Origin of the sequence: uncultured Rothia sp., assembly GCF_916715725.1 — a bacterium.
In the GTDB taxonomy this organism is placed as follows: Bacteria; Actinomycetota; Actinomycetes; order Actinomycetales; family Micrococcaceae; genus Rothia.
Map to the genome: position 1 here is coordinate 193,227 of NZ_CAKAPD010000002.1, position 21,076 is coordinate 214,302.

13 protein-coding genes are annotated in these 21,076 nt (G+C 60.1%); 4 read left to right on the forward strand and 9 right to left on the reverse strand.

Features of this window, described 5'->3' with window-relative positions:
* The first annotated feature begins 145 nt into the window (after nt 1-145).
* A complete protein-coding gene (locus QZ822_RS02750) occupies nt 146-1,525 on the forward strand; it encodes a uracil-xanthine permease family protein (RefSeq protein WP_294642408.1) in 1,380 nt (459 codons plus the stop codon).
* Between the two features lie 295 nt (nt 1,526-1,820).
* Here the strand turns inward: QZ822_RS02750 and QZ822_RS02755 are convergent, their stop codons facing one another.
* The 3 genes from QZ822_RS02755 to QZ822_RS02765 form a co-directional block, all read right to left on the reverse strand.
* A complete protein-coding gene (locus QZ822_RS02755) occupies nt 1,821-2,633 on the reverse strand; it encodes an HAD family hydrolase (RefSeq protein ID WP_294642410.1) in 813 nt (270 codons plus the stop codon).
* A gap of 102 nt (nt 2,634-2,735) precedes the next feature.
* Nucleotides 2,736-3,281, reverse strand: coding sequence for a YbhB/YbcL family Raf kinase inhibitor-like protein (locus tag QZ822_RS02760; RefSeq protein WP_294642412.1), 546 nt, complete (start codon nt 3,279-3,281; stop codon nt 2,736-2,738).
* Nucleotides 3,282-3,364: 83 nt separating this feature from the next.
* Nucleotides 3,365-4,300 carry a carbohydrate kinase gene (locus QZ822_RS02765; RefSeq protein ID WP_294642414.1) on the reverse strand — a complete coding sequence of 312 codons (936 nt, stop codon included), beginning with the start codon at nt 4,298-4,300 and terminating at the stop codon, nt 3,365-3,367.
* Nucleotides 4,301-4,587: 287 nt separating this feature from the next.
* Here QZ822_RS02765 and QZ822_RS02770 point away from each other — a divergent pair, with 287 nt between their 5' ends.
* On the forward strand, nt 4,588-6,024 hold the full coding sequence (locus tag QZ822_RS02770) for a glyceraldehyde-3-phosphate dehydrogenase (RefSeq protein WP_049345935.1): 1,437 nt from the start codon (nt 4,588-4,590) through the stop codon (nt 6,022-6,024).
* Nucleotides 6,025-6,265: 241 nt separating this feature from the next.
* On the opposite strand, the gene QZ822_RS02775 is transcribed toward QZ822_RS02770, so the two are convergent.
* The 5 genes from QZ822_RS02775 to QZ822_RS02795 all read right to left on the reverse strand — a co-directional run bounded on the left by QZ822_RS02775 (nt 6,266) and on the right by QZ822_RS02795 (nt 16,728).
* Nucleotides 6,266-6,850 (reverse strand): NAD(P)H-dependent oxidoreductase, encoded by a 585-nt coding sequence (locus QZ822_RS02775; RefSeq protein ID WP_070832410.1) that lies wholly within the window; start codon nt 6,848-6,850, stop codon nt 6,266-6,268.
* 224 nt (nt 6,851-7,074) lie between these two features.
* Entirely contained in the window at nt 7,075-8,268 is a 1,194-nt protein-coding gene (locus QZ822_RS02780) for a putative glycoside hydrolase family 15 protein (RefSeq protein ID WP_294642417.1), read from the reverse strand.
* Complete coding sequence (pelF, locus tag QZ822_RS02785; protein ID WP_049357506.1) at nt 8,258-9,973, reverse strand: GT4 family glycosyltransferase PelF; 1,716 nt, start codon at nt 9,971-9,973, stop codon at nt 8,258-8,260. The genes QZ822_RS02780 and pelF overlap by 11 nt, the downstream gene beginning before the upstream one ends.
* Nucleotides 9,974-10,006: 33 nt before the next feature.
* On the reverse strand, nt 10,007-11,362 hold the full coding sequence (locus QZ822_RS02790; protein ID WP_294642420.1) for a hypothetical protein: 1,356 nt from the start codon (nt 11,360-11,362) through the stop codon (nt 10,007-10,009).
* 476 nt (nt 11,363-11,838) lie between these two features.
* Entirely contained in the window at nt 11,839-16,728 is a 4,890-nt protein-coding gene (locus QZ822_RS02795) for an NAD-glutamate dehydrogenase (RefSeq protein WP_294642422.1), read from the reverse strand.
* A gap of 240 nt (nt 16,729-16,968) precedes the next feature.
* Here QZ822_RS02795 and QZ822_RS02800 point away from each other — a divergent pair, with 240 nt between their 5' ends.
* A complete protein-coding gene (locus QZ822_RS02800) occupies nt 16,969-17,883 on the forward strand; it encodes a shikimate dehydrogenase (protein ID WP_044149988.1) in 915 nt (304 codons plus the stop codon).
* An 84-nt stretch (nt 17,884-17,967) separates the two neighbouring features.
* On the opposite strand, the gene QZ822_RS02805 is transcribed toward QZ822_RS02800, so the two are convergent.
* The gene (locus tag QZ822_RS02805) at nt 17,968-19,260 is read right to left on the reverse strand and encodes an MFS transporter (RefSeq protein ID WP_294642425.1); all 1,293 of its coding nucleotides are present in this window, start codon (nt 19,258-19,260) and stop codon (nt 17,968-17,970) included.
* A gap of 419 nt (nt 19,261-19,679) precedes the next feature.
* On the opposite strand from QZ822_RS02805, the gene QZ822_RS02810 reads away from it, so the two are divergent.
* Nucleotides 19,680-20,330 (forward strand): peptidoglycan amidohydrolase family protein, encoded by a 651-nt coding sequence (locus QZ822_RS02810; RefSeq protein WP_294603054.1) that lies wholly within the window; start codon nt 19,680-19,682, stop codon nt 20,328-20,330.
* Nucleotides 20,331-21,076 lie beyond the last annotated feature (746 nt).

Consider the following 21,076-nt stretch of genomic DNA (forward strand, 5'->3'; position numbering starts at 1 on the left):
AATCGCATATACGGGGTATTGATGCATTCTGGGCTATATACGGGATACCGCGCCCACAATAAAGGAATATACGCCCCAATTAACGTATCCCTGCTCATATTTATAGCCGTTTAGCTGTGACCTACGCCTGTATACGCGTAGAATTATGTGGAATTTTATACACCACCACATTCACCTCAGGAGCTCCCCTTTGAGCATCTCTAAACTTCTCGGCTTTGACTGGTCGGTTCACGGCGACGGCCGAAGCATTAAGCCCGGTTCCTTCGTCGCCCCGAACGAGCGCCTCGCCTGGCCAATTACCATCGGCATCGGCGCACAGCACGTGGTCGCAATGTTCGGTGCAACCTTCCTCGTGCCGATCATTACCGGCTTCCCTCCGGCAACTACCCTGTTCTTCTCGGGTATCGGCACGGTCCTGTTCCTGCTGATTACCCGCGGCCGCGTCCCCTCCTACCTGGGTTCTTCGTTTGCGTTCATTGCGCCCCTGGCGGCTGCCATGAACTCGCACGGCCCAGCTGGTGCCCTCGGCGGTATCGTCATGGCGGGTGTGGCGCTGTTCCTGGTCGGTCTGATTGTTCAGTTCGCTGGCACCGGCTGGCTGACCAAGCTCATGCCCCCGGTCGTAACCGGTTCGATTGTGGCGCTGATTGGCTTCAACCTGGCGAAGAGCGCTAAGGACAACTTCATGGTGGCACCGGTGACCGCGCTGGTGACCCTGTGCTCCATCATCCTGATTTCGGTCCTGTTCAAGGGCATCATTGGTCGCCTGTCCATCCTGCTGGGCGTGGGCATCGGCTACATTACCGCCGTGATTCGCGGCGAGGTGGATTTCTCCAAGATTGACAAGGCAGTTGAGACTCAGGGCATCGTTGGTCTGCCGCAGTTCCAGACCCCCGAGTTCCACTGGGAGCTCGCCGGCCTGTTCATCCCCGTGATCCTGGTGCTGGTGGCTGAGAACATCGGCCACGTGAAGTCTGTTGCGCTGATGAGCGGCAAGAACCTGGACGACTACTCCGGCCGCGCCCTCATGGCGGACGGCCTGGCAACCACCATCGCCGGTATGGGTGGCGGTTCTGGTACCACCACCTACGCTGAGAACATCGGCGTGATGGCTGCGACCAAGGTGTACTCCACCGCGGCGTACTGGGTGGCTGCTATCTTCGCGATTGCGCTGTCCATGTTCCCCGCATTCGGTGCTGCAATTGCGACCGTTCCCGCGGGTGTTCTGGGCGGTGCCGCAACCGTGCTGTACGGCATGATTGGTATGCTCGGTGCCCGTATTTGGAGCGAGAACCGAGTGAACTTCTCGAACCAGATCAACCTGACCACCGCCGCTGTGGCGCTGATTGTGGGTATTGCGGACTACACCTGGACCTTCGGTGAGCTGTCCTTCGCCGGTATTGCACTGGGTACCGCTGCGACCCTGATTATCTTCCACCTGATGACCTTCATCGCGAAGTACACGAAGGCTGCTGGCGACCCGCTGGAGCCCTTCGACCCTGAGAAGAGCACTGAGGGACACTAGAGCTCCATACGCTTACGCCCGTTGGGAGTGATGCTCCTGAGGCGTAGGCTGTAGAAAAGCGGCCCGGATGGATTGGTTTCCATCCGGGCCGCTTTTGCGTCTTCTGGACGTTACACACAACCGCCACCCTACTGAGACACAAATCAGATGTAAATCAGACACAAAAATTTGAGTCTAGACATAAATTTTTATGTCTAGACTCAAATTTTTTATGTGTAGACATAAAAGTTTATGTCTAAGTTATGTCTGCGGAGGCTCACCCAGCCGCTAGTGCTGGATAGCTAGTGCTAGGCGCCTAGAACCGTTCGGCGAGCATCGCCTCAATCGTCTGCGCCACACCGTCCTCATGGAAGGGCGGGCAGGTGCGCCCCACCTTCGCAATGAGCGCCGGCTGACCCGACGCCATGGCGAAGCCCTCCCCCGCCCAGCAAAGCATCTCCGCGTCATTCGGCATGTCACCAAACGCCATCACCTCGTGTGCCTCAATGCCGTGGCGTGCCGCGAACTTCTCCAAAATCCGCCCCTTATTCACGGTCTTGGAGCCCATCTCGACGAGCGGCTCACCGACCACGCCGCGGGTCACCGACACCAACGAACCGACCGCCTGATGCACGCGCGCCTGCAGAATATCCGGGTCCATGCCGGGCACACGAATCAGGTACTTAATGACCGGAGTTGAACCGATACGTTCGAGCGCCTCGGCGATTTTCGCCTCCACCACGCGGGCGCCCTCAAGTACCTCGCCGCCGTCGTGCGGGCCCTGAATGTAGACGGTGTCCACGGTTTCGAGGGTATAGGTGGCGTCGGGGAACATGGGCTCCAGCAGCTCGTGAGTACGGGCAATCACCGCGGGATCAGCGCCATTGACTTCTTCCACCTCGTTCGCACCCAGGTGGTACACCACGGCACCGTTGGAGCAGATGGCGTAGGAGTCGAAGTCGGTCTGCTCGCGCAGGGGCGTGAGCCAGCGGCTCGGGCGGCCGGTGACGAAGACGATGTCGATTCCGGCGGCGCGGGCGGCCTCAAGGGCACGCAAGGTACGCGGACGGAATCGGAAGTCGTGCCCGATGAGGGTGCCGTCCAGGTCGCTGGCGATGAGTTTAATCATGCAGATATGCCTTCGGTGGTGGGGTGTATCGGTGCTGGTTAGGGTGCAGGGCTGGTCAAGGCGCGGGACTCGTTAGACTGGTGAGACTGTGCCGCCGTGCCGCTATGCCGCCGGTTCCGCGTAGGTGACGGTCAGGAACGCGCGACCCAGACCGTGGCCGAGCAGGTTGAAGTTCACGACGGCGGGGGTGGCGTTCTCGTCAATGTCGAGCTTCTCCACGTCTACGGCGGTGACGCAGAAGATGTAGCGGTGCGGGCCGTGACCAGCCGGAGGCGCAGCACCCAGGAAGCCCGCCACGCCGGCGTCGTTGCGGTGCGTCAGGGCGCCGGCGGGCGCATCTGCGCCGGTGTCAATGCTGGTCACCTCGGCAGGAATGTTGGAGACGGTCCAGTGCCAGAAGCCGCTGGGGACCGGCGCATCCGGGTCGAAGCAGGTCAGCACGAAGGACTTGGTGCCTTCGGGGAATCCGCTCCAGGACAGCTGCGGGGAGCGGTCCTGACCGCCGGCAATGCCGAAGAGTGCGGAGCGCATCCATTCGGGGGCGGTGCCGCCGTCCTGAATGTCGGTGGAGGTCAGGGTAAATTCGGGCAGTTCGGGCAGACCCGCGTAGGGTTCGCGGGGCAGGGGTGCGGTGCCGATGTTGGTCATGGTGCTCCTCAGCGTTGGGGTGCGGGTGGATATGGCGACGCCGGCGGACAGAGTGAGCTATCCGCCGGCGAGGCGTGAATTTTTTAGCCGTTGAGTACGGCGTCGAGTTCTTCGCGGGTGGGCGGGTTAGCGCCCGCGCGGGAGACGGTGATGCCGGCTGCGGTTGCGGAGAAGCGCAGCAGGTCGGCGATGTCTTCTGCGGTCAGTGCGGCAACCTTGGCGCGCGCCTCGGGACCGGCAATGCCGCGGTCGAGCAAACCTGCGATAAGTGCCGCCATGAGGGAGTCGCCGGCACCGACGGTGTCCGCAACCTCAACGCGGTGTGCGGGCTGGCTGATGCCCTCGGGGTACTTCTTGGTGAAGGCGATGGGGCCGTCTTCGCCGCGGGTGATGACCATCAGCTCTGCGCCGAGGTCGAGCCATGCGTGGGCGGTGTCGTCGAGGGAGCGATCGGGGTAGAGCCACTGCAGGTCCTCGTCGGACGCCTTCACGACGGTGGAGAGGGAGACGAACTTTTCAGCCCATGCGCGACCCTCGTCAACGTTGTGGATGAGGGTGGGGCGGCAGTTCGGGTCGTAGCTGAGCAGGGCGCTGTCGCGGGCGACTTCGAAGGCTGCGGCGACCACGTGTGCGCCGGGCTCGAGCATGGCGGCGATGGAGCCGGTGTGTACCGCGTCGGAGGTGCGTGCCAGTTCGGTAAGCTTCTCTGCGACGGAGTCGAGGGACCAGGTGATGTCGAATTCATACTCTGCTGCGCCGTCGGCACCGATGGTTGCCTGGGCGACGGAGGTGCGCTCGGCACTGTGCTCGAAGGGCAGGGTCACCTGAGATGCTTCCAGGTGTGCGTCAATGCTCTTGCCGTAGGCGTCGGGGCCGTAGTGGCCAACGAAGTTGGTGGGGTGGCCGAGGCGGCGCGCGCCGACGGCTACGTTCATGGGCGATCCGCCGGGGTAGGCGCGGGTTTCTCCGTCGTGCTGGTGGACGACGTCTACGAGTGCTTCACCGATTACAGTCAACATGGTTTCAATTCTACTCATGTTTGTGCCCTCGTGGCGTGTGTTTTTGTGGGTATTTAAAGTGGTTTTGCTTTCCCTTCTGAGGGCTTGTGTTGGCTTACCGTGTGGGTTCACAAACTGCCTTCTGTCTCTTCTGACTTTTAGCCTCAATATCGCTAATTTTGAGGCTCTGAAGGGGTTCACACGGGTTAGACTTAAACCGACGCCGGGTCTTAACGCCCGGCACGGTATTGACGCGACAGCATCGTCGCGCCTACCCTCCAACGACGAAGTTAGGAAGAAGGTCATACGTGACGACTGCAACCGCTACCTGGGTTAACCGTGAGGCTACCGCAGAGGAGCTGATCCCCCTCATTGGTAAGCTGCACCGCGAGAACGGCGTGGTGCTGAGCATTCACGGCCGCAGCCTGGTCAACAAGTCTGTCATTGAGCTGCTGAAGCTGCACGATTTCGTATCCCACATTGATGGTGCGCCTCTGAACCCCGCGCACTCTCTCGAGCTGGTTCGCGCCCTGGTTGAGCTGAACCTGGGCGCGTGCTCGATTAACATTGCTGCTCTGCACAAGGCACACCACGAGGCTGGCTCCCCCGAGCTGTCCATGTGGCTGCCCGAGCAGCTGGGTTCTTCCGTGAACCACCAGGGCGACCAGCCCAAGGAGCAGGACGTTGTGCTGTACGGCTTCGGTCGTATTGGTCGCCTGCTGGCTCGTATTCTGCTGGAGCGCTCCTCCTCGCCGCTGGGTTCTGGCCTGAACCTGCGCGCTGTTGTGGTGCGTAAGAACGGCGATAAGGACCTGGTCAAGCGTGCGTCCCTGCTGGAGCGCGACTCGGTTCACGGCCCCTTCAAGGGCGTTATTGAGGTGGACGAGGAGAACAGCACCATCATCGCTAACGGTGTTCCGGTTCGCTTCATTTACTCCTCTGACCCGACCACGGTCGACTACACCGAGTACGGCATCAAGGATGCTCTGCTGGTGGACAACACCGGCCGCTGGCGCGACGTTCCGGGCCTGGAGCAGCACCTGAACTGCCCCGGCATTTCTCGTGTTCTGCTGACCGCTCCCGGTAAGGGCGACATGAAGAACATCGTGTTCGGCGTGAACGACAACGTCATCACCGATGAGGACAAGATCCTCTCCGCAGCATCCTGCACCACCAACGCGATTACTCCGGCACTGAAGGTTCTGGATGACGCATACGGTGTTGAGCGCGGCCACGTTGAGACCGTCCACGCGTTCACCAACGATCAGAACCTGATCGACAACTTCCACAAGGGTGACCGCCGCGGTCGCTCCGCTGTGCTGAACATGGTCATCACCGAGACCGGTGCAGCTAAGGCTGTTTCTAAGGCTCTGCCGCAGCTGGAAGGCAAGCTGACCGGTAACGCGATCCGCGTTCCCACCCCGGACGTCTCCATGGCGATCCTGAACGTGAAGCTGACCAAGCCCGCAGGTTCCGCTGAGGAGCTGAACGAGCTGTTCCGCCGCGAGTCCATTGACGGCGAGCTGCGCCGCCAGGTGGGCTACTCGGATTCCCCCGAGGCTGTTTCCACCGACTTCGTGGGTTCCCGCACCGCAGGTGTTGTGGACTCGCTGGCTACCGTGGTGACCGATGACTCCGCAATTGTCTACGTCTGGTACGACAACGAGTTCGGTTACTCCTGCCAGGTGATTCGCGTTCTGGAGCGCATGGGCGGCTACGACGTGCCCTCCTACCCCGCTAAGTAAGCTACCCCAGCTCATCTAGCACACATATAACAAACCCACCGGTACATATAGCCATTTGGCTATATTGCCGGTGGGTTTGTTTATGAGGTTATATAGGTTGGCAGTACGCCAGCAGGCGGCGATTTACGCCTTGCGGCGGTACACCACACCCTGATGCGCCCGCAGCGTGAAGCTTGAGGGCACGGGACGGTTCGCCGCATCCACCTCAGACATGCTTATGAAGGCATACAGGCTTAAATCCTTACGCCCGACCGAAGACCTCGTTGAGGTGGGCAGCATAGTCAGCGAAATCCTGTTCGACCTGCGGATTTTTAATCACGTCATAGCAAATAAAGGTGGGCAATTGGGTAGTCCCCATGAACTCATGGGCCTTATGAAAGTGCATATAGAGGGCATCTACCCCGAGTCCCTCGAAGAAGTCGCCCTCTCGGGTAAAAGCTTCGCGAGGTGCGTTCCACGTCAGCGACAGCATATGCTTCCGCCCCTGAAGAAGACCGCCCGTGCCGTATCCTTCAGTGGGGCTAACCCTGTGGCGACCATCACTAGTGTACAGGGTGCCCGCGCCAGCGGTAAACACCTCGTCGATATATTTTTTCACGGTCCACGGCTCGTGCATCCACCAACCGGGCATCTGCCAGATGACCGCATCCATCCACTGGAATTTTTCTACTTCCTGCTGAATATCGTACCCGTCATCAATCACAGTTTCTCGCACATTATGACCGAGCGCCGATAACGTATCACGGGCTATTTGATGCAGGGTGTGGTTCAGGCGACCCGCCGAGTGGGCGAATGCTTTACCGCCGTCGATCAAAAGAATATTCACTGTAGTTCACTCCTTAAACTCAACACCACGAGAACGGTTGGCTGTATTCCAGCCGCTTGTTCCACGGTACAGGGCTGCTACGCTGTGAATCAGCCCGTTTCTTGACATGAAACGGACTTTATTCAGGTATGCTCTCCACCATGTGGAAACGAATAGGCGGTATTCCCACCCCGGGTAGGGTACAGAGTACCACCGTATATACGCTGTAACAAGAGACCTTCAAATTACCGCCGGCGGTACACCACACCCTGATGCGCCCGCAACGTGAAGCTCGAGGACACCGGGCGGTTTGCCGCATCCACCAGATTAGAGGGAACCTTCACGGTCACATCCTTCGAGCCGGTGTTCAGAGCAGCCCAGCCGCTAGTAAAGGCACGAGTCTGAGCGGTCTGCTGAGCGATAATACCGCCAACCGGATCCCCCAGGTCGTAGGAGAGCTCCGGGGCGTGCGGAATCTCGTCGTAGGCATCGTGATGGGTTGCGCTGATGCCGGTGAAGGTACCTCCACCGAACACCCAGAAGCCCGCCAAACCGTAGAGGAAATTCTCATCCGTGCCGGTAATCGGAGCCTTGCGGTCGCTGAGCGGGGTACGCAGAATCGTCACCTTCTTCTGCGAGGCGGCACTACGGCCACCCAAACCCGCAAAAGTAGTACCCAGGTTCACATCGCCCGCCGAGCCGTTCGCAATCTCACGGCCCTGCATCACGGCGTACGGCGAGGCTAGATAGTCGTTCGGACCCCAGCCGAGCCACACTTCTTCGAAGCCGCCACCGTAGGCGCTGTGACGCTCCCATTTGCCGTAACGCAGACGCGACTCAGCAATATTGGGCACCAGAATCTTGCCGATCTTATTCAGCTCAATACCGGCATATGCGACCAGAAAATCCAGGTGCTCACGAATCTTCGTCATGGACTCCACGCCCTGGATGGGCAGGTCCAGGCCGTAGTAGTCGTTCTCCACGTCGTTATCCGCCATGACCCCGTCGAAGGGTGAGTTACGCATTTCGCGCACCACAGCGTCCACCCAGTGCCAACGGTAGTCGGCGTTCCACACCTGCATCTGGAAGTGCTTGGGGTAGCCCTTCCACTCGATACGGTCGCCGTTGAGGCGGTGGGCGAAGAAATCCTTACCGGAGTTCGCCATCGACTGCGCCAGCGGGTAAGACACACCCGAAGAATAGATCGGGCCGGGCTCATAAGAGCGGGTGGAGGACAGGCACTTATACGCCAGCACCACCATTTGAGGTGCACGCTTCTTCAGGTAGCGTGCCGCGTCCAGTTCCCAGGGCTGCAGGATTGCGACAGAGTAGTTCTTGACCGCAAAATCGAGCTGCTGCTGGGTAATGGGCTTACCACCGTAGCGGACCCAGGCACCAAATTTGCCGGGTCCGCCCAAACGGGTGAGTTTATTCGCCATCGTACTCCGGGTCGAATTCGGGGGCGCGAGGGGGCAGCTTGCCCAGCTCGCGGTAGATCGTGTTGTAGCGGTCCATGACCAGTCGCAGCTGGAAGAAGCTGACGATACGGTCGTAGGCGTTCACACAGTAGCGTTCGTAGATGCTGGGCTCCTCCATGAGGGTGCGCAGCGCCGCCGCGAAGCCGTGAATATCGCCGGGGATGGTCAAGATACCGCAGTTACCGATTTCGTGGCCGTCGGGGGCGACCAGCACATCGTCGATGAGCTGGGACATACCGCCCACGTCGGTGCTGACCAGCGGGATGGACGCAGCCATCGCCTCGAGCGCCACAATCGGCTGACCCTCATTGTAGCTGGGCATGAGCAGCAGGTCGAAGCGGTCGAGCATCGCACGCACGTTCACGGTGCCGTGGAAGGTGATGTACTCGCCCATGTTGAGCTCTTCGATGGTGCGCAGGCACAGTTCGTAGTACTCGGGCAGGTGGTCCTTGGGGCCGAGCACGTCCAGGTGGAAGTTCACCAGACCCTGATCGCGCAGCACCGCGAGGGAGCGAATCAGGTCGGTCAGGCCCTTAATGGGCACCACGCGGGCAATGAACACGAAGCGCCACACGTGGCCGCGGCCCTCAGCGAGGATGCGGGCACGCGCCGACTGGCGGGCGTAGTAGGCTTCCGCCACGGACTCGATGAGCATACCGTTAGGCAGAATGATTGCGCGGTCCTTCTCACCCTCGTTCATCTGGTCGATGGGCGCACCAATACCGCGTGCCTCTTCCAGAGCCTTGGGGTACAGGTAGGTTGCCATGTCAGCGCTGGGGTAGCAGAAGCGTCCCATTTCGACGAACCAGACGGACCAGGCACGCTCGTCGAGGGTGACCGGGCCCAGGCCGGGGTGCTCACGCTCCTCGTTGAGGAAGGCGTAGTCGGTGGTGACGGGCTTCGCCATGTTGCGTTCGAGCTTGGTGTTCACGGTGTCGCGAATGTACAGGTTGTGCTCGGTCAGCAGGAAGCTGGTGCCGTGGTCACGTGCGGCTGCGGCGGCGATGAGTGCCGCGTAGCCGGTGGTGTGGGCGTGGTAGACGCGGGCGTGCGGCATCCGCTCGTGCAGGATTGCAAAGAGGATGGAGACGAAGTCGCGCACCTTCCAGAAGAGCTCCCCGAAGGGCACCTCGGAGAAGAAGCCCAGACCCGCAATCGCCTGCATGAACTCACGGGTTCCGAAGAGGCCGAAGAGGTTGTAGCTGCGGGTTGCGGGGTTGATGCCCTCGTCGTAGAGCTTCCAGAGGGGGTTCACGTCGCCTGCAATGAGGGCGCTGAATCCGTCCATGAGGCGCTGGGTGAGCGCCTGACGCTCCGCAAAGTTCATGCGCAGTGCGGAGGGGTCGCAGGCTTCCGCGAAGGCGTCGCGGTTGACTTCCAGGCTCAGGTACAGCACCTTGACCCACTTGACGTTCTCGGGCATGCCGTAGAGGTCTTCGTGGGGGGAGTTCTTATCCCAGGCGATGTGAATAATGCCGTAGGTCAGATCCGGGTTTTCGCAGACAATATCGTGCACCACCGCGGACACACCACCCTTGAGGTAGGGGTAGGTGGATTCCATGATGATGGCGACGTCAACGTCCGGGTATTCGGGGTCGCTGTAGTGGGGGCCGGGAGCCGGAAGCTGCAGCGGCGCGTAGTGGTTTCGGTACATCTGTTCAGTCATTGTCGTATGTATCTTTCGCGGACCGTGCGGTTCTTACCAGGCGAGGGCTCGACGCCAGAAGAGGGAGTACTCGGGTGCTGCCCACGCCTGACGGTAGACGCGGTAGCAGGCGAAGGCGAGCACTGCCTCGCCCGCGATGATGGGCAGGTAGCCGGTCTCGTTGGGCAGGATCATGAAGGAGATGAAGAGCAGCACCAGGTGCGCTGCGGAGAGCAGCTGCACGGTGACGTACATGGTCATGTACTCGATCTGGTAAATCAGCAGTGCCACTGCAACGAAGAGGAACGCCACGACCAGGCCGGAGAGCGCCAGCGGGTAGGACTGCGGCAGGAAGATGAACATCAGGATGCCGGTGACGATAGCGCTGGCGATGTAAATCAGCAGGGAGTTGCGGATAGCGCGGTTGGAGGTGCGCAGGGCCTTGGAGGACTCCTCCTGAACGCCCTTGTAGGGCAGGCGGTCGAAGATGGTCCACAGGTGCTGGATGCTTGCGTTGACGCGGTCTGCTTCCACCACGAAGAAGTAGTTGTAGGCGATAACGCAGGGGATCAGGCTCAGGTAGATTGCCACGACATTGATTTCACCGCCGGTGACCAGGAAGAGCATGTACTTATCGGCCCAGATGATGGAGCCGGTGAAGAAGCCGCGCAGGGCGTCGAGCGCAATGTCCTTGAGCGGGATGCGCGCGAAGTGCAGCAGGTGCACCAGGTCCTTGCCAAGGCTCACCAGCAGAATGAGCGAACCAACCAGCGGCGGCAGGAACCAGATGATGGGGTAGCAGTACAGGGCAAGAGTGTAGCCAAGCCACGCGATGAACCAGATGATGCGGTTCTTCGCGAGGTTCGGGATGACCAGCAGCTGCGCGAACGCAATGTTGAGAACGCCCAGGACGAAGAACGCACCGAATGCAGTCGGGCTCCAGTGAAGGACGAGGGCGACCGGAATTGCGAAGAGCAGCACCAGCGGCATGGTCATGAAGAAGAGGTAGAGCCAGTTGCGGGTGAACGCGGTCAGGTCAGTAATGTCCTGGAACTGCGGTTCGGACATGCGTGCGCGTACGGCTCGTGCTTCGGCGCGCTTGAGCTGGTGCTCAAGGGTTTCAGCGTGAATACGCAGGCCTTCGCGGGCGTCCGCAATCTTCTTGTGCTCCATCTGGATAGCACGGTAAAGGGGCAGGCAGGCAGCCTGGCTGAGCCAAGGAACGGTAATGGACGCTGCCAGAATCACCTGGATCAGGGGTACACCATCGAGGTTGTACCGGTTAATGGTCGGGGTGACCATGGGGAAGACGGTGGTCAGCAGGGCGACCGGAGAGACGTAAAGCAGAAAGTTAATGAGGAGGCGCCATGCGCTGTTGCTTTTTTCCTCAGTACCGTGGTTGGTAGACAATCTTGCAGACTTTCAGTCGATAATCGTAAAGATTAGGGGCAGTGTGTTTGAACAGCACCGTGTGACGCGCCAGAGGAAAGAGTCGTCGTACCGAGAAGTGCCGGGTCCCCATGGCTTGCGCTGATGCCGCCGTGAATCAATATACGGCATATATCAACTAAAACCTTTGGTTTCCTTAACCCTCTACTTGATATTTGGAGGGATTTAGGACACACCCACATAATGTGCATCACACAAGAATGCAAAATACCTAGTGAGAGCAATATTCTATGCAATATACGCGGGGTGCAACAACCTTGATTTGGGTGCTCCACGCTAGGTGCTGACGCGCTGGCACACCGGCACAAGGTTCACCCAACCAAGGATCCCCCGCACTACCTGTGCACGCACCATGTATCCCTGCGCAAAAGCATCCCGGCCCCTCCCACCGGGAGGGAACCGGGATGCTCTAAGCGACCCTAACGGGCCTTAGCTATTTAGGATGCACTCGAGAGAGTACGCAGTGCCACGGACACTACAGCCAGGCGCGGGTGACCCGTGACGTCCAGAGCGGCCTCGCCAATCTCCTTCAGGATGCGGTCGATGTTACCCACGCGGGTCGGGTGCTCTTCAATCCAGGTAGCCAGTGCCTTCTGCGCACCGTCCACGGTGGAGAAGTCACCCTTCGCGCCCTCTGCCACAGACAGTGCCAGACCTGCAGCGGTCTCGTAGAGGCTGCCGCGCAGTGCCTGACGTGCCAGGATCTCCCAGCGGTCGCTGCGGGGCAGGTCGGAGATGAGGCCGAGCAGCTCGTCCACCTTGAAGCGGTCGTAGGTTGCGAAGTAGACCGGTGCCAGCGAGGTTGCCTCGAAGTCGTGGTCGCGTGCCGAACGGATGACGTCCAGCAGGGCGTAGCCCTCGAAACCGCGGATCCAGATGACGATGAGTTCCTCGGGCAGGCCCCATGCCTCGCCTGCGTCGCGCTTTGCACGAACACGCTCGCGGGAGGTACCGGAGAGGTACTCGGGCAGGTTATGGCGCATCTCGACGACGGAACCGAAGGTCTCCAGCAGCTCAGAGATACTGGTGCCAGCAACCACGCCACGCTCGGTGATGAACCAGCGGACAGCACGATCCAGAACGCGCTGGTTGTCGCGCAGAACGGTGAACCATGCATCCAGCGGGGTCTTCGGGGGCAGTTCGCGGTGCAGCTTAGATGCGGTGCCCAGCTCGAAGAGCTCGCGAGCGACGATGAAGGCGCGTGCGACGGAATCGATACCGACGTTGAACTCCTCCATCACGCGGTATGCGAAGGTGATACCGCCGATGTTGACCAGCTCGTTAGCGACGCGGGTGCAGATGATTTCCTTACGCAGCGGGTGCGAGTCCAGGTGCTGACCGAAACGCTCGACCAGTGCTGCCGGGAAGTAGCTGCGCAGAACGCCTTCCAGGTAGGGGTCGTCCGCGAAGTCGGTCTGCTCCAGTGCGTGGGTGAGGTAAATCTTCACGTACGCAGCCAGGACGGACAGCTCGGGGCGGGTCAGGCGGTCGCCGGTGGTCTCCAGACGCTCGTCCAGCTCCTCGTCGGTGGGCAGGAACTCGACGGCGCGGTTCAGGCCGGCGTGCTCTTCCAGGTCGTGCATGAGGCGCTTGTACAGGTTGGTGCCCAGGAAGGAGCCGTGGAACTCACCCTGCAACAGAACGTTCTGCTCAACGTTGGTCTCGAGGACCTTGCCGCCGACCTCGTCCTGCAGGGACTCGATGAAGGAAGCACGCTCTTCAACGGGCAGTTCGCCGCGTGCCACGAGGCGGTCCACCAGAATCTTGATGTTGACCTCACGGTCACTGGTTTCCACACCTGCGGAGTTGTCGATTGCGTCGGTGTTGAGGATAACGCCGTTGAGCGCAGCCTCAATACGACCCAGCTGGGTGAAGCCGAGGTTACCGCCCTCGCCAACAATCTTGGCGCGCAGGTCCTTGCCGTTGACGCGCAGTGCGTCGTTAGCCTTGTCGCCAACCTGTGCGTTGGTCTCGGTGGATGCCTTCACGTAGGTACCGATACCGCCGTTGTAGATCAGGTCGACCGGTGCCTTGAGGATTGCGGAAATCAGCTCGGTCGGTGCCAGCTCGGTGACGGACTCATCCAGGCCCAGAACCTCGCGCACCTCGGGGGTGATCTCGATGGACTTCAGACCGCGAGAGTACACGCCACCACCGGCGGAAATCAGGTCGCGGTTGTAGTCCTGCCAGGAGGAACGGGGCAGGTTGTACAGGCGCTGACGCTCGTCGAAGGACACTGCCGCGTTCGGGTTCGGGTCCAGGAAGATGTCGCGGTGGTCGAATGCTGCGACCAGGCGGGTTGCCTTGGAGCGGAGCAGACCGTTACCGAACACGTCACCGGACATGTCGCCGATGCCGACTGCGGTGAACTCTTCGGTCTGAGCGTCGTGGCCGAGCTCAGCGAAGTGACGCTTGACGGACTCCCATGCACCGCGTGCGGTGATGCCCATAGCCTTGTGGTCGTAACCGACGGAGCCGCCGGATGCGAAGGCGTCGCCCAGCCAGAAGCCGCGCTCCAGGCTGATTGCGTTTGCGGTGTCGGAGAATGCTGCGGTGCCCTTATCCGCTGCAACCACCAGGTAGTAGTCGTCAGCGTCGCGTGCTACAACGCCCTCGGGACGGACAACGGTCTCGGAGCCGTCGGTGCCAACCGCAAGGTTGTCGGTGACGTCCAGCAGGGAGCCGATGAAGACCTTGTAGGACTCGCGGCCCTCGGTGATCCATGCGTCACGATCCACTGCGGGGTCGGGCAGCTGCTTGGGGTAGAAGCCACCCTTCGCGCCGGTGGGGATAATGACGGCGTTCTTCACCATCTGGGCCTTGACCAGGCCGAGCACCTCGGTGCGGAAGTCGTCACGACGATCCGACCAGCGCAGGCCACCACGTGCGACACTACCGAAGCGCAGGTGAACACCCTCAACGCGCGGGGAGTAGACGAAGATCTCGAACTTGGGGCGGGGCAGGGGTGCGAAGTCAATCTCCTGCGGTGCCACCTTGAACGCGAGTGCGGGGCGGTCAGCAAGGTATGCGTTGGTGCGCAGGATAGCGCGGATAACCTTGCCGAGGGAGCGCAGGTAGCGGTCAGCGTCCAGGGTGGGGATCTGGTTCAGTTCCTCAACCAGGGCTGCTTCGATTTCGTCACGGCGTGCATTGCGCTGCTCATCGTTGAGACCGTTGTTCGGGTCGAAGCTGACCTCGAAGAACTCGACCAGGTGCTTGGTGATGGCCGGGTTAGCGAGCAGGGTGTTCGACATGAAGGACGGGGTGTAGCCCAGGCCCAGCTGAATCAGGTAGTGGTTCAGGGCACGGAACAGACGTACTTCCTGCCAGGTCAGGCCCTCAGCCAGGATCAGGCGGTCCAGGGTATCGGACTCGCGCTCACCGAGCAGGTAGGCGTTCAGAGCATCCTCGTACAGGGAAGCCACAGCGTTTGCGTCCACGCCCTCGGGGAATTCAACTCCGAAGTCGTAGAGGTAGCCGTAGTCTTCGCCATCCTCAGGCTTGAACTCGTAGGGCTTCTGATCAACAACGACCAGGCCCATATTCTGCATAACCGGCAGAAGCTCGGTGAGGGTGTGAGGTGCGGACAGGTAGGTCTTCAGTCGGGTGGTGTTGGCTTCGCCGGCTTCAACCTTGATTGCGGCGGGCTTCTGGCCCGAGAGAGATTCAAGAATCACGATATCCTCGATTGCTTGTTCTACTGTGTAATCGGCTCGGTAGGCTGCACTAGTCGCATCTGCCCAGGCTGATGCGAGTCGGCGGCCTGCCGCTCCGGGTTTCCATGCCTCAATAGCAGCTGCGGTTGCTTCCACCCAGGAGCGGGCGGCTTCTTGCAGTCGCTTTTCGAGAGCTTGATGATCCGTCTTCGGCACATCGTTGGGGTTCGTGAGCCGAATGCGGAAAAATAGACGCGCCAACGATGAGGAAGACAGGTACACCTCATGGTCGATGGCACTAAGATCAAATTCCTGTTGGAACACCTGCTGGATGCGGGAGCACACGTTCGTGTTGTAGCGATCCCGAGGCAGGTACACCACGGCGGAAATAAACCGGTTGAACCGGTCAGCGCGCAGGAACAGGCGGGTCTTGCGACGCTCCTCCAGACCCATGATGCCGCCGAAAGTATCGGTCAGATCATTAGCGGAAGCGTGCAGCAGTTCCAGGCGGGGGTAATCCTCCAAGGCACCCAGAAGCGCCTTGTCAGAGTAAGAACCGGGGTGGTAGCCGAGGCGGCGGCGCACCATCGCAATACGCTCACGCACCAGCGGAGTCTCAATAGCGGGCAGCGCATACGCCTGGCGGGTAAACAGACCCAGGATGACGTACTCGCCAATCACGCGGCCATTCAGGTCGAAGCGGCGCACACCAACGTAGTCCAGGTAGTCGTTGCGTGCGACGGTGGAGCGGGAGTTCGCCTTCGTGATGTACAGCGGGCGCGGGAACAGAGCGCGCTCCAGGGTCTCACCCGAGAGCGGGATGCGGCTCTTACCCTCCGTGGTGCGCAGAATACCGAGCGCCGAACCGGGGCGGTCCACCAGAGAAATAGCGCCGGAGGAGCCGTCCAGTACGCGCTCCTTCACGCCCATGAACACGAAGTTACCGCGAGTGAGCCAGCGCAGGAAGTCCTGTGCCACCTCCACGCGGGAGGCGGGCTCCACGCCGCGCGGGTTGGCGGCGTAGGATTCCTCGCCGTGGCCCAGGGTTGCGCCACGCAGGTCGTACATGGACTGCGCCAGGTCGAAAACGCGGGTGACCATGGCGTCCAGGTCGGTGTGGCAGGCGCGAACGTCAGCGAGCACGCGCTCAACTTCCTTCTCGCAGCGGCGCTGATCTTCCTCAGTGAGGTAGCGGGTCAGGCGGACCGCAATCCAGGACTCAATAGCGACCGTGGTGCCTTCGGGGGCGTTATCGCTGAGCTTGAGGGAGGGCACGCCAAGAGTGGCGGTATCGCCGCTGGCAAGGTTGCCGCGCATGCCGGTGCCACGCAGGCTCAGAAGGTTACCATCCGGGCCGCGTTCGGCGAGGAAGGTGGGGTGAAGAATCGTGACGAAACCACCGAAGTGCGCGGCGAGGCATGCGGTCAGGGAGCTGACAATGTGCGGCATGTCGTCAGTCGCGACGTACAGGGTGGTGTTGTACTCGTCGTTGCGCGCAGCAACGACAGGGGTCTTGGGCAGGCGGATTTGAGCCAGCGCACGGTGGGTGCGAGCCAAATCCTCTAACTCTGCCGGGGTGAACTCTTCACGCTCATCTTCGGGGCTGTTCAGGAAATACTGCTCGACCCATGCATCGGCGCCAGCGAAGTGTGCCATAGCCTTGTCAGTCATTGACAATCTATCCTCCGAATATCGGTATCACTTCACTGTGACGGTGTCTGTGTGGTCTCATGTGCGCGCCGTGGCGCGCGAGCACTTATACCAAGCTTATACCTTCGAGGTGTTTCTGTCAGACATATCGCTCTTGTGGGCATAGAAATTATTTTTATCTTCTTCCCAACTCCAGCGCGCATTTGGTACGGGTTCAAGAAAGTAGGTGCATCTTACGAGGCGGACACGTACAGTGAAACTATGAGTTTGCGTACTGAATCCTTCCTGGTGGGTCTCATTGGTGACGGCATCACCTCCTCCCTAACCCCTCCCATGCACGAGGCAGAGGCGGATGCGCACGGGGTGCGCTACCTGTACCGCCCCGTCGACCTGGACGCCCTGAACCTTGACGGCGCCTCCGCACCGGCGCTCCTGGATGCGGCGGCACTACTCGGTTTTAACGCTTTCAACATCACGCACCCGTGCAAGCAGTCCGTCATGGAGCACCTGCACGAGCTCTCGGATGCGGCGCGCGCCCTGGGCGCGGTCAATTGCGTGGTGATTCGCGAGGACGGCACCTTCTACGGCGACAACACGGACTATTCGGGATTCATCGCGGGGCTGAAGCGCGGTCTGCCGCAGGTGGCGGAGGATCCGGCGCGCCTGGAGCACGTGGTGCAGTTGGGTGCCGGTGGTGCCGGTAGCGCCACGGCGTACGCGCTGTGCCGTCTGGGGGTGCACCGGCTGAGTCTCTTCGAGCGTGACGCGGCGAAAGCGCAGGGGCTGGCGGAGCAGCTGGGCGGGCTCTTCCCGCAGACCCGAATCGAGGTGCTGACCGACGATACGCGCCTCATTGAAGCTCTACTGGAGGCTCAGGGTTTGGTGAATGCGACCCCGGTGGGCATGCACGTGCATCCGGGTATGCCGTTGAGCGATTCGGCACTGGATGCCGGGGTGCTGCGCGAGGGCCTGTGGGTTGCGGACGTCATCTACCTGCCGCAGGAAACACAGCTGGTACAGGTAGCGCGTGCCGCCGGGTGCGAGGTGCTAACGGGCGGCTACATGGCGGTCGGTCAGGCGGTGGATGCCTTCCGCCTCTTCACCGAGTTAGAACCAAATGCAGAGCGCATGGCAGCTCATTTTGAGGCGCTGATTGCGGCGCAGCAGGGGGTTTAGAAGCTTAAACACGCAGGTGGGGCTGGATAGCTAGCTATCCAGCCCCACCTGTATTTATTCTATATACAGAATATATTGTTCGGGTTATGCATCCAGCTCAGCCAGGGACTTCTTGTACCCTTCACGAGCCGTCAGCGCACCCAACGCCACGAGCACACACATGGCAACCGTGAACACGGCGGGCAGCACCGCGTTATGCAGGTCGGCACCGGCGAGGCTGGTCGCTACGGCGGGGGCGACGCCTCCAGAAATTGCGAAGCCAATCTGGGTGCCCAGCGCAAGACCGGTCACGCGAACGCGGGTCGGGAACATCTCCGCGTAGAAGGCGGGCCACACGCCGTTCGCCATGGAGTACAGCGCACCGTGCATGAGCACGCCGTAGGCGAAGATACCCACCCAGTTGCCCTCGGCAATCGCGCCGAGGTACGGGAACATCACCAGGGAGGAAGCCACCGCACCGGTAATGAACACGGGCTTGCGGCCAATCTTATCGGCAAGCATGGCGGCGAGTGGAATCGCAATCAGGCCGAGGGTGTTCGAGGCGACCGGCACCAGCAGCATGGTGCTGCGGTCAAGACCGTAACCCTTCGTGGCGAAGGAAAGCGCGAAGGTCGTGAAGACCATGTTCACGGTGTTGACCATGGCGCACACGGCAATGGTGAGTACGGCGCGCTTGTGGTGCTTGAAGACCAGCATGAGCGGGGACTCGGTGAGCTTCTCACGCTGCAGGTAAGCGGGCGGCTCGGAGAGAGTACGGCGAATCAGCCAGGCGGTAATCACCACAAATGCGGAGAGCCAGAAGGGCACGCGCCAACCCCAGGTGAGCAGGTGCTCATCCGGCAGGGCGGCGAAGGGAATGAACACGGCGGTCGCCAGCAGCGAGCCGAACTGGGTGCCCTGCAGGGTCCAGCTGGTCGTGAAGGCGCGCTGATGCTCGTTGGCGTGCTCCAGGGAGATGGAGATGGAGCTTGCCTGCTCACCGGCGGCGGAGAGGCCCTGAATCATGCGGCAGATGACCAGCAGGGTGGGAGCGAGGATACCCGCCTCACTGTAGGTCGGCAGGCAGCCAATCGCGAAGGTTGCAAAGCCCATCAGGAAGAGCGTGAGCATCAGGACGAAGCGGCGGCCGTAACGGTCACCGAGGGGCCCAACAATCATGGCGCCGAAGGGACGCACCACGTAGGCGACACCCACAACCACCATAGACTTGAGGATGCCAATGGCGGCGGTGTCTTCGGGGAAGAAGATGCGGTTGAGCACGATTGCGGCGGCGGTGCCGTAGACGGCGAAGTCGTAGTATTCGAGGGCGGAGCCTATCCAGCTGGCGAGGGCGGCTCGTCGTGGTGATCGGGCGGGCGCGTCGGTGCGTCGGCTCATGGGTGGCTCCTTCGGTGGTGTACCCGTTGGGAGGGGCGGGGCCGCGGTGTAGGCGGCCCGTGCGGTTTGTCAATGTGCCCTTCCAGTGTAGGGAGCACCCCACCCATTTTCCATAGGGTTACCTAAGTTCCCAAGGTTTGAAGTAGTAATAGCGGACGGACACCTCCAGCTCCAACCCCAGTCAGTTCATAAGCGATAAAGAAATTTGTAATTTCAAAAATGCGCGACAGGACTTTCGCACTCCAACCCACGTAAAGTGAATATCACCTCGGCAGGAGTGTGCCTACCGAGCAGTCACGCCGACCAAGATAAAGCTGGTCGGCGTTTTTAGTGTCCAATTCATTTGCGGTAGCCCCGAACTATGGACTTCCCGGGAGGTTCATAGTGCGGGGCTACTGCCTTTCCGAAAGGATTTTATTATGGCCAAGATTGATCAGGCGATTGCATGGATGGAGCAGCGTAAGGGCAAGGTGACCTATTCGATGAATTATCGAACTGGCCCGAATTCGTATGACTGCTCATCTGCGGTTTACTTTGCACTGCGAGATGCTGGCCTACTCCCGCAGAATATTGCCATCGGTAATACCGAAACGCTTTTCCACGATTTGGAGAGTAACGGCTGGACTCAGGTTCGACCGGATGCATCGGGTAATTACCCGGCACGACGTGGCGACGTGTTTATTTGGGGTCGCCGTGGATACACCAACGGCGCAGCTGGTCACACCGGCATTTTCTATGATGACCACGACACGATTATCCATTGCAACGCTGGCCACAATGGCATTTCCATCAATCCGCACGACACGATTTGGGTGTATAACGGTTCTCCTGCAATCACGATTTATCGTCCCCCTGCAGAAGTGAACGAAGAAGAGGTTATCTATCGTGCTGCCAAGAATGCGATGAATGCAATTTTTAATGAGCCTTTTGTTCGCCAGGGCGACCTCGCTAAGGCTCGCTATGGCAATGCCACTGTCGGCCTGCGCGGCGTAATCCACTGGTTCGACAACTCCATGTTGTACCTTCAGCAGCGTCTCGATGATGCAGAAAAAGCTGTGCGTGCGCTCTAGTTAGATTTATCTACTGAAACCAAAGAGATAACCATCAGGGTGTTTGGGGGAGGGTCTCTAGACCCTGCCCCAAACACCCATAAAACTTTAAATATAACGCATTCAATAAATCACAAAATTTCACCTAATGAATATTTATCGATAAATAAACCAATATAAGTTGATTTACGAATTAAATAGCCTCATCTACCTTCAAGTACACCCCCCCCCCTAACCTAAATATTAAAGGGCGATTTAGAACATTGAAAAGTATCTGTTTACTCTTTTGACTAGGCATAGTATTCAGGAGAAACCATGAAACACCTACCCCGTCCCTGCGCAGGATGCAGGGAGCCAACCAGTTCCTATAGAGAGGACTGCCGCACCTGCCAGGCGCGGCGCCGTGCTATACAGACGCACGATAGTCCCTATCTAATGCAGGGGCATTCAATATGCCCTCGGTGTTGGCGTACGGCAGGTCTCTCTCTACCGGCAAGTAGTGTACGCCCGGAGAACTACGGGCAACCGCTCGTAATAGAGAATCAGTGGAATCCCATCTATTCCATCTGCCGTGCATGTATCCACGCGCCAGAAGGTACCGTTCCTCTTGATTCACCGCGGGTCTATCTTCCTGTCAATCCTAGAGCTCGACGAACTTCAAAGCAGCGAATTTACCCTTCGCGAGCAAATCCGGTTCTTTTTCTTCCGCTTTCTCATTGCACGCGTTGCGAGAAGCCAATAGATGAGGATTCTCAACATGCCGGGCA

What these genes read in the sequence shown, in the direction of transcription:
- QZ822_RS02750 (WP_294642408.1), top strand. Translation starts at nt 146, where the DNA reads ATGTGGAATTTTATACACCACCACATTCACCTCAGGAGCTCCCCTTTG.
- pelF (WP_049357506.1), bottom strand. Translation starts at nt 9,973, where the DNA reads ATGACTGAACAGATGTACCGAAACCACTACGCGCCGCTGCAGCTTCCG.
- QZ822_RS02780 (WP_294642417.1), bottom strand. Translation starts at nt 8,268, where the DNA reads ATGGCGAATAAACTCACCCGTTTGGGCGGACCCGGCAAATTTGGTGCC.
- QZ822_RS02810 (WP_294603054.1), top strand. Translation starts at nt 19,680, where the DNA reads ATGGCCAAGATTGATCAGGCGATTGCATGGATGGAGCAGCGTAAGGGC.
- QZ822_RS02760 (WP_294642412.1), bottom strand. Translation starts at nt 3,281, where the DNA reads ATGACCAACATCGGCACCGCACCCCTGCCCCGCGAACCCTACGCGGGT.
- QZ822_RS02800 (WP_044149988.1), top strand. Translation starts at nt 16,969, where the DNA reads ATGAGTTTGCGTACTGAATCCTTCCTGGTGGGTCTCATTGGTGACGGC.
- QZ822_RS02765 (WP_294642414.1), bottom strand. Translation starts at nt 4,300, where the DNA reads ATGTTGACTGTAATCGGTGAAGCACTCGTAGACGTCGTCCACCAGCAC.
- QZ822_RS02755 (WP_294642410.1), bottom strand. Translation starts at nt 2,633, where the DNA reads ATGATTAAACTCATCGCCAGCGACCTGGACGGCACCCTCATCGGGCAC.
- QZ822_RS02805 (WP_294642425.1), bottom strand. Translation starts at nt 19,260, where the DNA reads ATGAGCCGACGCACCGACGCGCCCGCCCGATCACCACGACGAGCCGCC.
- QZ822_RS02795 (WP_294642422.1), bottom strand. Translation starts at nt 16,728, where the DNA reads ATGACTGACAAGGCTATGGCACACTTCGCTGGCGCCGATGCATGGGTC.